Source organism: Streptomyces sp. NPDC029139 (genome assembly GCF_055564335.1).
In genome coordinates, this window is record NZ_JBVHWN010000015.1 from 41,747 (window position 1) to 54,753 (window position 13,007).

At 70.5% G+C, this 13,007-nt stretch carries 12 protein-coding genes; 10 read left to right on the forward strand and 2 right to left on the reverse strand.

Annotated elements, in window-relative coordinates:
* Nucleotides 1-4 precede the first annotated feature (4 nt).
* Both pdxT and ACZ4VW_RS27405 read left to right on the forward strand, forming a co-directional pair.
* Nucleotides 5-595, forward strand: coding sequence for a pyridoxal 5'-phosphate synthase glutaminase subunit PdxT (pdxT, locus tag ACZ4VW_RS27400; RefSeq protein WP_467966892.1), 591 nt, complete (start codon nucleotides 5-7; stop codon nucleotides 593-595).
* Between the two features lie 62 nt (nucleotides 596-657).
* Nucleotides 658-1,410 (forward strand): YebC/PmpR family DNA-binding transcriptional regulator, encoded by a 753-nt coding sequence (locus tag ACZ4VW_RS27405; protein WP_137990502.1) that lies wholly within the window; start codon nucleotides 658-660, stop codon nucleotides 1,408-1,410.
* A 203-nt stretch (nucleotides 1,411-1,613) separates the two neighbouring features.
* Here the strand turns inward: ACZ4VW_RS27405 and ACZ4VW_RS27410 are convergent, their stop codons facing one another.
* Complete coding sequence (locus tag ACZ4VW_RS27410; RefSeq protein WP_467966894.1) at nucleotides 1,614-1,916, reverse strand: hypothetical protein; 303 nt, start codon at nucleotides 1,914-1,916, stop codon at nucleotides 1,614-1,616.
* A 227-nt stretch (nucleotides 1,917-2,143) separates the two neighbouring features.
* Between ACZ4VW_RS27410 and ruvC the strand changes: the two genes are divergently transcribed.
* The 8 genes from ruvC (at nucleotide 2,144) to ACZ4VW_RS27450 (ending at nucleotide 11,627) form a co-directional block, all read left to right on the forward strand.
* Nucleotides 2,144-2,731 carry a crossover junction endodeoxyribonuclease RuvC gene (gene ruvC, locus ACZ4VW_RS27415; RefSeq protein ID WP_467966896.1) on the forward strand — a complete coding sequence of 196 codons (588 nt, stop codon included), beginning with the start codon at nucleotides 2,144-2,146 and terminating at the stop codon, nucleotides 2,729-2,731.
* Complete coding sequence (ruvA, locus tag ACZ4VW_RS27420; RefSeq protein ID WP_467966898.1) at nucleotides 2,728-3,360, forward strand: Holliday junction branch migration protein RuvA; 633 nt, start codon at nucleotides 2,728-2,730, stop codon at nucleotides 3,358-3,360. Before ruvC ends, ruvA begins: the two co-directional genes overlap by 4 nt.
* Before the next feature lie 246 nt (nucleotides 3,361-3,606).
* On the forward strand, nucleotides 3,607-4,686 hold the full coding sequence (gene ruvB / locus ACZ4VW_RS27425) for a Holliday junction branch migration DNA helicase RuvB (RefSeq protein WP_467966900.1): 1,080 nt from the start codon (nucleotides 3,607-3,609) through the stop codon (nucleotides 4,684-4,686).
* A 165-nt stretch (nucleotides 4,687-4,851) separates the two neighbouring features.
* Nucleotides 4,852-5,328 carry a preprotein translocase subunit YajC gene (gene yajC, locus ACZ4VW_RS27430; RefSeq protein WP_467966902.1) on the forward strand — a complete coding sequence of 159 codons (477 nt, stop codon included), beginning with the start codon at nucleotides 4,852-4,854 and terminating at the stop codon, nucleotides 5,326-5,328.
* A 144-nt stretch (nucleotides 5,329-5,472) separates the two neighbouring features.
* Nucleotides 5,473-7,284: a protein translocase subunit SecD gene (gene secD / locus ACZ4VW_RS27435; RefSeq protein WP_467966904.1), complete on the forward strand. Its 1,812-nt coding sequence runs from the start codon at nucleotides 5,473-5,475 to the stop codon at nucleotides 7,282-7,284.
* 1 nt (nucleotide 7,285) lies between these two features.
* Complete coding sequence (gene secF, locus ACZ4VW_RS27440; RefSeq protein ID WP_467966906.1) at nucleotides 7,286-8,392, forward strand: protein translocase subunit SecF; 1,107 nt, start codon at nucleotides 7,286-7,288, stop codon at nucleotides 8,390-8,392.
* Nucleotides 8,389-8,940 carry an adenine phosphoribosyltransferase gene (locus ACZ4VW_RS27445; protein ID WP_467966907.1) on the forward strand — a complete coding sequence of 184 codons (552 nt, stop codon included), beginning with the start codon at nucleotides 8,389-8,391 and terminating at the stop codon, nucleotides 8,938-8,940. Before secF ends, ACZ4VW_RS27445 begins: the two co-directional genes overlap by 4 nt.
* Nucleotides 8,941-9,167: 227 nt before the next feature.
* Complete coding sequence (locus ACZ4VW_RS27450) at nucleotides 9,168-11,627, forward strand: RelA/SpoT family protein (RefSeq protein WP_467966909.1); 2,460 nt, start codon at nucleotides 9,168-9,170, stop codon at nucleotides 11,625-11,627.
* 70 nt (nucleotides 11,628-11,697) lie between these two features.
* Here ACZ4VW_RS27450 and ACZ4VW_RS27455 read toward each other — a convergent pair whose 3' ends face one another.
* Nucleotides 11,698-12,927 carry a DUF349 domain-containing protein gene (locus ACZ4VW_RS27455; RefSeq protein WP_467966911.1) on the reverse strand — a complete coding sequence of 410 codons (1,230 nt, stop codon included), beginning with the start codon at nucleotides 12,925-12,927 and terminating at the stop codon, nucleotides 11,698-11,700.
* Nucleotides 12,928-13,007 lie beyond the last annotated feature (80 nt).

Here is a 13,007-nt window from a genome sequence, read left to right on the forward strand (position 1 = left end):
CACCATGAACACCCCCGTGATCGGTGTCCTGGCCCTCCAGGGCGACGTCCGGGAGCACCTGATCGCCCTGGCCGCGGCTGACGCCGTGGCCAGGCCGGTCCGGCGCCCCGAAGAACTCGCCGAGGTCGACGGCCTCGTCATACCCGGCGGCGAGTCCACCACCATCTCCAAGCTGGCCGACCTCTTCGGCCTGATGACCCCGCTGCGCGAACGCATCGCCGCGGGCATGCCGGTGTACGGCACCTGCGCCGGCCTGATCATGCTCGCCGACAAGATCCTCGACCCGCGCTCGGGTCAGGAGACCTTCGGCGGCATCGACATGATCGTCCGCCGCAACGCCTTCGGACGGCAGAACGAGTCCTTCGAGGCCGGCGTGACCGTGACCGGCATCGACGACGGTCCCGTCGAGGGCGTCTTCATCCGTGCCCCGTGGGTCGAGTCCGTCGGCGCCCAGGTCGAGGTGCTCGCCGAGCACGAGGGCCACATCGTGGCCGTACGGCAGGGCCGGGCCCTGGCCACCTCCTTCCATCCGGAGCTCACCGGCGACCACCGACTGCACGCCCTGTTCGTCGACATGGTGCGCGCGGCGCGGTGACGAGGTCCCGGTAGGATCTCTGGGGTTCGTGCAGAAATGGGTTACGCGAAGGAGACAGGCAGATGTCCGGCCACTCTAAATGGGCTACGACGAAGCACAAGAAGGCCGTGATCGATGCCAAGCGCGGCAAGCTCTTCGCGAAGCTGATCAAGAACATCGAGGTCGCCGCCCGGACCGGCGGCGCCGACCCCGAGGGGAACCCGACCCTCTTCGACGCCATCCAGAAGGCGAAGAAGAGCTCCGTCCCGAACAAGAACATCGACTCCGCGGTGAAGCGCGGCGGCGGCCTCGAGGCCGGCGGCGTCGACTACGAGACGATCATGTACGAGGGCTACGGCCCGAACGGCGTCGCGGTGCTCATCGAGTGCCTCACCGACAACCGCAACCGTGCCGCCTCCGACGTCCGTGTCGCCATGACCCGCAACGGCGGATCGATGGCCGACCCCGGCTCCGTCTCGTACCTCTTCAACCGCAAGGGCGTCATCGTGCTGCCCAAGGGCGAGCTGACCGAGGACGACGTCCTCGGCGCGGTGCTCGACGCGGGTGCCGAGGAGGTCAACGACCTCGGTGAGAGCTTCGAGGTCATCAGCGAGGCCACCGACATGGTCGCGGTCCGCACCGCCCTCCAGGAGGCCGGCATCGACTACGACTCCGCCGACTCCAGCTTCGTCCCGACCATGCAGGTCGAGCTCGACGAAGAGGGCGCGCGCAAGATCTTCAAGCTGATCGACGCGCTGGAGGACAGCGACGACGTGCAGAACGTCTTCGCCAACTTCGACGTCAGCGACGAGGTCATGGAGAAGGTCGACGCCTGACGAGGGCCTCGCACCCACGGACAGACAAGGCCGGACCGACGGAGTATCCGTCGGTCCGGCCTTCTCCGTCTCGGACCCGTTCGAGCCGGTCGACCCGCGGGCGGGGCCCCGGGCGGTGCACGGAAGCGGCCCGCCGGAACACCGGCGGGCCGCTCTCTTCGACATCCCGCCTGGTCATGAATCAGCGGGAAGAGGGATCACACTCAGTCGATCCGCTTGAAGTCGCCCGAGTTCTTGACGCTGCCCGACGCGCCACCCGCGGCGGTGACCTTCTTCATCCGGCTGGTGCGGCCGTCCTGCCACCAGACGTTCATCGAGGCCTCGTAGGAGCAGGTGTTGCGGTAGTACACCGTGGTGGTGGTCCAGCCCTCGGCCCAGGACCAGCTGAAGCAGCCGGTCTTGCCGCGGTGGATCTCCGAGGTCGCCGCCTGGGCGGGCGAGCTGAGGCCGACCGTGGCGAGCGCGAGTGAGGCGCCGGCTACGGCGAGCTTGGACATGCGACGCATGTGTTTCCCCCTGCTGAGTTGTAGATGTTTGTACTAATCGAACGTACGCACGTCGGTCAAACGTGCGAACATCAGGATCATAAGTGACTGTTGATCATGACGGCAAGGCGGAAAAGCGGCCCTCGAACGCCAGGTCGGCGGGCCGTCGGGCCGCCGGGCCGCGTGGTCGATCGCGGTGTCGGTGGCAGCCGGTAGCCTTCAGGCGGTTACCGAGGGATGGAGGAGCTGTGCGTGTCTTGGGTGTCGACCCCGGGCTGACGCGGTGCGGCGTGGGAGTCGTCGACGGCGTGGCCGGGCGCTCTCTGACCATGCTCGGCGTCGGAGTCGTGCGCACTCCCGCGGACGACCACATCGGCGCACGGCTCGTCCTCATCGAACAGGGCATCGAGGCGTGGATCGACGAATACCGCCCCGAACTGGTCGCGGTGGAGCGGGTGTTCAGCCAGCACAACGTACGTACGGTGATGGGCACGGCCCAGGCCAGCGCCGTCGCCATGCTCTGCGCCGCACGCCGTGGCATCCCCGTCGCCCTGCACACGCCCAGCGAGGTCAAGGCCGCCGTCACCGGCAGCGGCCGGGCCGACAAGGCCCAGGTCGGTGCGATGGTCACGCGACTGCTGCGGCTCTCCGCCCCGCCGAAACCGGCCGACGCGGCGGACGCCCTCGCCCTCGCCATCTGCCACATCTGGCGGGCGCCCGCCCAGAACCGCCTGCAGCAGGCCGCCGCCGCCCACCGCGCGGCGCAGGCCACGCACGCCTCGTACACGCCGTCCGCGTCACCCGCACCGCGCGCACCGAAAGGCCGTACCGCATGATCGCCTTCGTCAGCGGCCCCGTCGCCGCCCTCGCCCCCACCACGGCCGTGATCGAAGTGGGCGGCATCGGCATGGCCGTCCAGTGCGCCCCGAACACCATCGCCGAACTGAGGATCGGTCAGGAAGCCCGCCTCGCCACCTCGTTGGTGGTACGGGAGGACTCGCTCACCCTCTACGGGTTCGCGGACGACGACGAGCGGCAGGTGTTCGAACTCCTCCAGACCGCGAGCGGGGTCGGGCCGAGGCTGGCCCAGGCCATGCTCGGCGTGCATTCCCCGGACGCGCTGCGCCTGGCCGTCTCCACCGGGGACGAGAAGGCGCTCACGGCCGTCCCGGGCATCGGCAAGAAGGGCGCCCAGAAACTGCTGCTCGAACTGAAGGACAAGCTCGGCGCCCCGCTGGGCGGCAGCGGCCTCGTCGGCGCCCAGCGCGCGGCGGCCTCCGGCCCGGCGCCGTGGACCGAGCAGCTGTCCGCCGCGCTGATCGGCCTGGGCTACGCGAGCCGCGAGGCGGAGGACGCGGTCTCGGCGGTGGCGCCGCAGGCCGAGGCGGCGATCGCCGCCGGCGGCCCGGCCCCCGTACCGCAGCTCCTGCGCGCCGCCCTCCAGACCCTGAACCGCGCGAGATAGCCCCGGGGCTCGTTCCCCACCCCGCCCTTGCCGAACCGAGGGCAAGTCCCCAGGTCCCGTGCCGCTTCGGCCGTGTCCTCGAGCGCCGGACGGCCGGTTTGGCCCCAAGGGCGGACAACGCGGTTCCGCCGGCGATCGAGGCGCAGGGCCCGGGGCGGAGCCTCCGTTCGGGAAGGGAGCGGGGAACAAGCCCGCCGTAGGCGACCCGCAGGCCGCAGACACCGCACACACCACGAAGGCAGACACGTGAACTGGGACGACGAAAGCACCGCCGAGCCGGACGCGCGGATCGTCGGCGCCTCCGCCGAGGGGGACGACCAGGCCGTCGAGGCGGCCCTGCGCCCCAAGGACCTCAGCGAGTTCGTCGGTCAGGAGAAGGTCCGCCAGCAGCTCGACCTGGTCCTCAGGGCGGCCCGCCAGCGCGGCGCCACCGCCGACCACGTCCTGCTCTCCGGCGCCCCCGGCCTCGGCAAGACCACCCTGTCGATGATCATCGCGGCGGAGATGAACGCCCCGATCCGGATCACCTCCGGACCCGCCATCCAGCACGCGGGCGACCTCGCCGCGATCCTCTCCTCCCTCCAGGAGGGAGAGATCCTCTTCCTCGACGAGATCCACCGCATGTCCCGGCCCGCCGAGGAGATGCTCTACATGGCGATGGAGGACTTCCGCGTCGACGTCATCGTCGGCAAGGGCCCCGGCGCCACGGCGATCCCCCTGGAGCTGCCGCCCTTCACCCTGGTCGGCGCCACCACCCGGGCCGGACTCCTGCCGCCCCCGCTCCGCGACCGCTTCGGCTTCACCGGGCACATGGAGTTCTACGAGCCCGCCGAGCTGGAGCGGGTCATCCACCGCTCCGCCGGACTCCTCGACGTCGAGATCGACACCGCCGGCGCCGCCGAGATCGCCGGCCGTTCCCGCGGCACCCCCCGCATCGCCAACCGCCTTCTCCGCCGCGTCCGCGACTACGCCCAGGTCAGGGCCGACGGCGTGATCACCCGGGAGATCGCCGAGGCGGCTCTGAGCGTGTACGAGGTGGACGGCCGCGGTCTCGACCGGCTCGACCGGGCCGTCCTCGAGGCCCTGCTCAAGCTCTTCGGCGGCGGACCGGTCGGTCTGTCCACCCTCGCCGTCGCGGTGGGGGAGGAGCGCGAGACCGTCGAGGAGGTCGCCGAACCCTTCCTCGTACGGGAGGGACTGCTGGCCCGTACGCCCCGTGGTCGCGTCGCCACTCCCGCGGCATGGGCCCACCTCGGACTGGTTCCGCCGCAGGCAGCGGCGCCCGGCGCCCCAGGAAGCGGACAACCGGGGCTCTTCGGGGCGTGACGGCGCGGACACTCGTCGGGGCAGGAACCGCGGTGCGATGCTGGACGTTGTTCCATCGATGCGGACTCGCCTAGACTCCGCCGATGCCGACCTTTCTGGTCGGCACGCCCACCCCCGAAGATCAGGCCGCGGGTTCTCCGCGTCCGTGCGAAGGAAACCCGTCCCGTGAGTATCGTGACCCTCCTCCCCTTCATCGTCCTCATCGGGGCCATGTTCCTGATGACCCGCTCTGCGAAGAAGAAGCAGCAGGCGGCCGCGCAGATGCGCGACGAGATGCAGCCCGGCACCGGCGTCCGCACGATCGGGGGGATGTACGCCACCGTCAAGGAGATCGGCGACGAGACCGTCCTCCTCGAGGTCGCTCCCGGCGTGCACGCCGTCTACGCCAAGAACGCGATCGGCGCGGTCCTCCCGGACGAGGAGTACAACCGCATCGTCCACGGCGACGAGCCCGACGCCGAGACCGTCGTTCCGGACGACGCCTCCTCGCTGACCGAGTCGGCCGAGGCCGAGGCGTCGGACGACGCCACCGAGCCGGTCGGGGACGCCAAGCCCGACCTGACCAAGAAGGCGCAGGCCACCGAGGCCGACGCCGAGGTCAAGAAGGACGACAAGGCCGACGGCGAGACCGAGGCGAAGTAGTCCGGACCGGGGACCGCGGGACGCCCACCGGCGTCCTTGGTCCCCGGCACGGTTCCACGTCTGCGGGGGCAGGTCCCCACACACACTTCGTGGCCGCACCGCGCACACCCGGCGCGGGACGGTTGGACAGGGAGAAACGACAAGGTGGCAGCACCGAAGAAGGGCCGAAGGCCGGCGGGGGGCCAGGGCAAGCCGGGGCGTGCCCTGGCTCTGATCCTGATCGCCATGGTCGCGCTCACGGGCGGGATGTTCTGGTCCGGCCACACCACGCCGCGGCTGGGCATCGACCTCGCGGGTGGCACGTCGATCACGCTCAAGGCCAAGGCGGAGCCCGGCAAGGAAGACGCCGTCAACGAGACCAACATGAACACCGCGGTCGGCATCATCGACCGCCGTGTCAATGGTCTGGGTGTCTCCGAGGCCGAGGTTCAGACGCAGGGCCGCGAGAACATCATCGTCAACATCCCCAGGGGTGTGAACGAGAAGCAGGCGCGTGAGCAGGTCGGTACGACCGCTCAGCTGTACTTCCGACCGGTACTGGCCTGGGCCCCGAGCGGGCCGACGACGCCGCCGCCGTCCGGCAGCGCCACGCCGTCCCAGTCCGCGCCGCCGTCCGCCGGTTCCTCCGCGAGCCCGTCGGCCTCGGCCACGAAGCAGTCCGGCCAGGGCGCCTCGGCCACTCCGTCCGGGGGAGCCACCACGCAGGGGCGCGCCGTCAGCGACGCCCTGAAGAAGGCGCCCACCCCCGGCGCCACCCCGACTTCCGGCTCCTCCACCTCGCCGGATGCCTCGAAGTCCCCGAACCCCACGGCGACGACCACGCCTCCGGCCGACGCGGCCGACGCGCGGCTGGAGCAGCAGTTCGCCGCGCTCGACTGCACGCCCAAGGGCGAGAAGTCCGGCGACAAGAAGGCCGTGCCCAACCCGGCCCGCTCCGTTCCGCCGGAGCAGCCGACCGTCGCGTGCGCCGCCGAGGGTGACGCCAAGTACCTCCTCGGCCCGGCCGAGGTCAGCGGCAAGGACGTCGACGACGCCCAGGGCACCTTCGACCAGCAGCGCGGCATGTGGATCGTGAACATGGAGTTCACGGACGAGGGCGCCAAGAAGTTCTCGAAGATCACCGGCAAGCTCTCGCAGCAGCAGGAGCCGCAGAACCAGTTCGCGATCGTGCTGGACGGCGAGGTCGTCTCGGCCCCGTCCGTGCGCACCGTGCTGAGCGCCAACGCGGAGATCTCCGGCAGCTTCACCCAGCAGTCCGCCCAGGACCTCGGCAACATCCTGTCCTACGGCGCCCTGCCGCTCTCCTTCGACACCCAGAGCGTCGACACCGTCACCGCCGCCCTCGGCGGTGAGCAGCTGGAGGCGGGCCTGATCGCCGGTGCGATCGGTCTGGCCCTGGTCGTCCTCTACCTGGTGGTCTACTACCGCGGTCTGTCGCTGGTCGCCCTGCTCAGCCTCGCGGCCTCGGCACTGCTCACGTACGTGATCATGTCCCTGCTCGGCCCGGCCATCGGCTTCGCGCTGAACCTGCCGGCCGTCTGCGGTGCCATCGTCGCCATCGGTATCACCGCGGACTCGTTCATCGTCTACTTCGAACGCATCCGCGACGAGATCCGTGAGGGCCGCACGCTGCGCCCCGCGGTCGAGCGGGCCTGGCCGCGCGCCCGTCGCACGATCCTGGTCTCCGACTTCGTGTCGTTCCTCGCCGCCGCGGTGCTCTTCGCGGTCACCGTCGGCAAGGTCCAGGGCTTCGCGTTCACGCTTGGTCTGACCACGCTGCTCGACGTGGTCGTGGTGTTCCTCTTCACCAAGCCGGTCATGACGCTGCTCGCCCGCACCAGGTTCTTCGGCGAGGGTCACGCGTGGTCCGGGCTGGACCCGAAGCGGCTCGGTGTCAAGCCGCCGCTGCGTCGTTCCCGCCGTGTCTCCGCCCCCATCGACCCGAAGGAGGCGTGAGATGTCGAAGCTCGGCGATCTCGGCGCCCGGCTCCACCGTGGTGAGGTCGGCTACGACTTCATCAAGAACCGCAAGATCTGGTACGGCCTGTCCATCCTGATCACCATCACGGCCATCGTCGGCCTGGCGGTGCGCGGGCTGAACATGGGCATCGAGTTCCAGGGCGGCGCCCTCTTCACCACGCCGAAGACGTCCGTCTCGGTCACCGACGCCCGCCACTACGCGGAGAAGGCGTCCGGCCACGACGCGATCGTGCAGAAGGTCGGCAACGACACCCTGCGCATCCAGATCGGCGGCCTCGACACCGAGCAGTCCGACAAGGTCCGCACGCAGCTCGCCAAGGACCTGAAGGTCGACGAGAGCAAGATCGCGGCGGAGCTCGTCGGCCCCAGCTGGGGTGAGCAGATCGCCAACAAGGCATGGATGGGTCTCGGGATCTTCATGATCCTGGTGGTGATCTATCTGGCGATCGCCTTCGAATGGAGAATGGCGGTCGCGGCGCTCGTCGCCCTGATCCATGACCTCACCATCACCGTCGGCATCTACTCGCTCGTCGGCTTCGAGGTCACGGTCGGTACGGTGATCGGTCTGCTGACCATCCTCGGATACTCCCTCTACGACACGGTGGTCGTCTTCGACTCCCTCAAGGAGGGCACGAAGGACATCACCAAGCAGACCCGCTGGACGTACAGCGAGGTCGCCAACCGCTCGATCAACGGCACCCTGGTCCGTTCGATCAACACCACCGTCGTCGCCCTGCTGCCGGTCGCCGGTCTGCTCTTCATCGGTGGCGGCGTCCTCGGCGCCGGCATGCTGAACGACATCTCGCTGTCGCTGTTCGTCGGCCTCGCCGCCGGTGCGTACTCCTCGATCTTCATCGCCACCCCGCTCGTCGCCGACCTCAAGGAGCGCGAGCCGGCGATCAAGGCGCTGAGGAAGCGGGTGCTCGCCAAGCGGGCGGCCGCGGCCGCCAAGGGCGAGTCCCTGGACGGTGCGGACCGCGACGACGACGACCACGGCGCGTTCCACGAGGACGAGGACGAGGACCGGACCGCCGTCGTCGGCCAGCGCGGCCGCCGCGCCAGGCCGTCGGAGCACCGCGGATGACCGCCGGCACCCAGGACAGCACGGCCCTGCTGCTCAGCCGGATCCGGGACGTCCCCGACTATCCGAAGCCGGGCGTGCTGTTCAAGGACATCACCCCGCTGCTCGCCGATCCGGAGGCGTTCACCGCGCTGACCGAGACCCTCGCCGCCCTGTGCGCCACGCACGGCGCGACGAAGGTCGTCGGCCTGGAGGCGCGCGGCTTCATCCTCGCCGCACCCGTGGCCGTCCGCGCGGGCCTGGGCTTCATCCCGGTCCGCAAGGCCGGCAAGCTGCCCGGTGCGACGCTGAGGCAGGCGTACGAGCTGGAGTACGGCACCGCCGAGATCGAGGTGCACGCCGAGGACCTGGCCGCGGGCGACCGGGTCATGGTCATCGACGACGTCCTCGCCACCGGCGGCACCGCCGAGGCATCGCTGGACCTCATCCGGCGGGCGGGCGCCGAGGTCGCGGGCGTCGCGGTCCTCATGGAGCTCGGCTTCCTCGCCGGACGGGCCCGGCTGGAGCCCGCCCTGCGCGGCGCCCCGCTCGAGGCGCTGATCACGGTCTGACACCGCGCCCGCATGCGGTGAGGGGCGCCCCGGGGAATCCCCGGGGCGCCCCGCCCGTTCTCCGGGTATGTCCCGGAACGGGACCGTTTCCGCGCGTGGTGCCCGTCTCACCCCCTGCGCGCGTGAGCACGGCGGCTCCCGGCTCGATACCATGGCCTTTCCGGGCCTGACCGGGGGACCCGGACCATCCCCCAGACTCCGTCCGGGGGGACCCCCAAGGAGCGCTCTTGCCAGACGAGGCCCAGCCACTCTCCGCCGCGCAGCCCGACCCGCAGGCCGAGAAGGCCGCGGCGGAACCCGCGACGCCCAAGGACAAGCCCGCGGAGAGCCGGCCCGCGCCCGTACCGGCCTCCACGCCCAAGCCGGCGCCCGCCCCCGTGACCCGCTCCGGCGGCGGCTCGTCCAACCGCGTCCGCGCCCGCCTCGCCCGCCTGGGTGTCCAGCGCTCCTCCCCGTACAACCCGGTCCTCGAACCGCTGCTGCGGATCGTCCGCTCCAACGACCCGAAGATCGAGACCGCGACGCTCCGCCAGATCGAGCGCGCCTACCAGGTCGCCGAGCGCTGGCACCGCGGTCAGAAGCGCAAGAGCGGCGACCCGTACATCACCCACCCGCTCGCCGTCACCACCATCCTCGCCGAGCTCGGCATGGACCCGGCCACGCTCATGGCCGGTCTGCTGCACGACACCGTCGAGGACACCGAGTACGGCCTGGACCAGTTGCGCCGCGACTTCGGCGACCAGGTCGCCCTGCTCGTCGACGGCGTCACCAAGCTCGACAAGGTCAAGTTCGGCGAGGCCGCGCAGGCCGAGACCGTCCGCAAGATGGTCGTCGCCATGGCCAAGGACCCGCGCGTCCTGGTCATCAAGCTCGCCGACCGCCTGCACAACATGCGCACCATGCGCTACCTCAAGCGGGAGAAGCAGGAGAAGAAGGCCCGCGAGACCCTCGAGATCTACGCGCCCCTGGCCCACCGCCTGGGCATGAACACCATCAAGTGGGAGCTGGAGGACCTCGCCTTCGCGATCCTCTACCCCAAGATGTACGACGAGATCGTCCGGCTCGTCGCGGAGCGCGCGCCCAAGCGCGACGAATACCTCGCCATAGTGACCGACGAGGTCCAGTCCGACCTGCGCGCCGCCCGGATCAAGGCCACCGTCACCGGCCGGCCCAAGCACTACTACAGCGTCTACCAGAAGATGATCGTCCGCGGCCGGGACTTCGCGGAGATCTACGACCTGGTCGGCATCCGCGTCCTCGTGGACACCGTCCGCGACTGCTACGCGGCCCTCGGCACCGTCCACGCGCGATGGAACCCGGTCCCCGGCCGGTTCAAGGACTACATCGCGATGCCGAAGTTCAACATGTACCAGTCGCTGCACACGACGGTCATCGGACCCAACGGCAAGCCCGTCGAGCTGCAGATCCGCACGTTCGACATGCACCGCCGGGCCGAGTACGGCATCGCCGCGCACTGGAAGTACAAGCAGGAGGCCGTCGCAGGGGCCTCCAAGGTGCGCACCGACGTGCCGAAGAGCACCGGCAAGGACGACCACCTCAACGACATGGCGTGGCTGCGCCAGCTGCTCGACTGGCAGAAGGAGACCGAGGACCCCAGCGAGTTCCTGGAGTCCCTCCGCTTCGACCTGTCGCGCAACGAGGTCTTCGTCTTCACCCCCAAGGGCGACGTCATAGCGCTGCCCGCCGGGGCCACCCCCGTCGACTTCTCCTACGCCGTCCACACCGAGGTCGGCCACCGCACCATAGGCGCCCGGGTCAACGGGCGGCTCGTCCCGCTCGAGTCGACCCTCGACAACGGCGACCTGGTCGAGGTCTTCACCTCCAAGGCCGCCGGCGCCGGGCCGTCCCGCGACTGGCTGGGCTTCGTCAAGTCCCCGAGGGCCCGCAACAAGATCCGCGCCTGGTTCTCCAAGGAGCGCCGCGAGGAGGCGATCGAACAGGGCAAGGACGCCATCGCGCGGGCCATGCGCAAGCAGAACCTGCCGATCCAGCGGATCCTCACCGGCGACTCGCTCGTCACGCTGGCCCACGAGATGCGCTACAGCGACATCTCCTCGCTGTACGCGGCGATCGGCGAGGGCCATGTCACGGCCCAGTCCATCGTCCAGAAGCTGGTGCAGGCCCTCGGCGGCGAGGAGGCGGCCAACGAGGACCTCGTCGAGACCACCCCGCCCTCGCGCGGCCGCTCCAAGCGCCGCTCCAGCGCCGACCCGGGTGTCGTCGTCAAGGGCGTCGAGGACGTCTGGGTCAAACTGGCCCGCTGCTGCACGCCCGTACCCGGCGACCCGATCATCGGCTTCGTCACCCGAGGCAGCGGCGTGTCCGTGCACCGCAGCGACTGCGTCAACGTGGAGTCGCTCTCCCGCGAGCCCGAGCGCATCCTCGACGTCGAGTGGGCACCCACCCAGTCCTCGGTGTTCCTGGTCGCCATCCAGGTCGAGGCGCTCGACCGCTCCCGGCTGCTGTCGGACGTCACGAGGGTCCTGTCCGACCAGCACGTCAACATCCTGTCGGCGGCGGTGCAGACCTCCCGCGACCGGGTGGCCACCTCGCGCTTCACCTTCGAGATGGGCGACCCCAAGCACCTCGGGCACGTCCTGAAGGCCGTCCGGGGCGTCGAGGGCGTCTACGACGTCTACCGGGTGACGTCGGCGCGGCGCCCGTAACACCGCGTACGACGAGAAGGGCCCCGGTACCTGCGAGGTACCGGGGCCCTTTCCGTACGTACGGCGAAGATCAGCCGCCGAACTCCTCCAGGCCCTTCAGCGCCTGGTCGAGGAGCGCCTGGCGGCCCTCCAGCTCACGCGCCAGCTTGTCGGCCTTGGCGTCGTTGCCCGCCGCACGGGCCGTGTCGATCTGCTTCTGCAGCTTGTCGACCGCGTCCTGCAGCTGACCGGTCAGACCCGCCGCACGCGCGCGTGCCTCCGGGTTGGTCCGGCGCCACTCCGACTCCTCGGCCTCCTGGAGCGCCCGCTCCACCGCGTGCATCCGGCCCTCGACCTTCGGCCGGGCGTCGCGCGGCACGTGGCCGATGGCCTCCCAGCGCTCGTTGAGGGAGCGGAAGGCCGCACGCGCCGCCTTCAGATCCGTCACGGGCACCAGCTTCTCGGCCTCGACCGCGAGCTCCTCCTTCAGCTTGAGGTTCTCGGTCTGCTCCGCGTCCCGCTCGGCGAACACCTCACCGCGCGCCGCGAAGAAGACGTCCTGGGCGCCGCGGAAGCGGTTCCACAGCTCGTCCTCGTGCTCGCGCTGGGCACGGCCCACGGCCTTCCACTCCGCCATCAGCTCGCGGTAGCGGGCGGCCGTGCCACCCCAGTCCGTGGAGTGGGACAGCGACTCGGCCTCGGCGACCAGCTTCTCCTTGGCCTTGCGGGCCTCCTCGCGCTGCGCGTCCAGCGAGGCGAAGTGCGCCTTGCGGCGCTTGGAGAACGCCGAGCGGGCGTGCGAGAAGCGGTGCCACAGCTCGTCGTCGGACTTCCGGTCGAGCCGGGGCAGGCCCTTCCAGGTGTCCACGAGCGCCCGCAGCCGCTCCCCGGCGGCCCGCCACTGCTCGCTCTGCGCCAGCTCCTCGGCCTCCTTGACCAGCGCCTCCTTGGCGCCGCGCGCCTCGTCGGTCTGCTTGGCCTTCTGGGCCTTGCGCTCCTCACGGCGCGACTCCACCGTCTCGACCAGCTTGTCGAGACGCGTGGTCAGCGCGGCGAGGTCGCCCACGGCGTGATGCTCGTCGACCTGCTGCCGGATGTGGTCGATCGCGGCCATGGCGTCCTTGGCCGAGAGATCGGTCGTCTTCACCCGCTTCTCGAGGAGGCCGATCTCGACCACCAAGCCCTCGTACTTGCGCTCGAAGTAGGCCAGTGCCTCCTCGGGAGTGCCGGCCTGCCACGAACCGACGACCTTCTCGCCCTCGGCCGTACGCACGTACACGGTGCCCGTCTCGTCGACGCGGCCCCACGGGTCGCTGCTCACAGCGCCTCCTCCACATGATGCCGACGAGGGGGTTGTGCCCCCTGGGCATCGTCCACAGTTTCCCGGCGGGCCTCGCCCGC

Bases quoted from the DNA above. Each gene is read 5' to 3' on its own strand.
- pdxT (WP_467966892.1), top strand. From the start codon at position 5: ATGAACACCCCCGTGATCGGTGTCCTGGCCCTCCAGGGCGACGTCCGG.
- ACZ4VW_RS27405 (WP_137990502.1), top strand. From the start codon at position 658: ATGTCCGGCCACTCTAAATGGGCTACGACGAAGCACAAGAAGGCCGTG.
- ACZ4VW_RS27410 (WP_467966894.1), bottom strand. From the start codon at position 1,916: ATGCGTCGCATGTCCAAGCTCGCCGTAGCCGGCGCCTCACTCGCGCTC.
- ruvA (WP_467966898.1), top strand. From the start codon at position 2,728: ATGATCGCCTTCGTCAGCGGCCCCGTCGCCGCCCTCGCCCCCACCACG.
- secF (WP_467966906.1), top strand. From the start codon at position 7,286: ATGTCGAAGCTCGGCGATCTCGGCGCCCGGCTCCACCGTGGTGAGGTC.
- ACZ4VW_RS27445 (WP_467966907.1), top strand. From the start codon at position 8,389: ATGACCGCCGGCACCCAGGACAGCACGGCCCTGCTGCTCAGCCGGATC.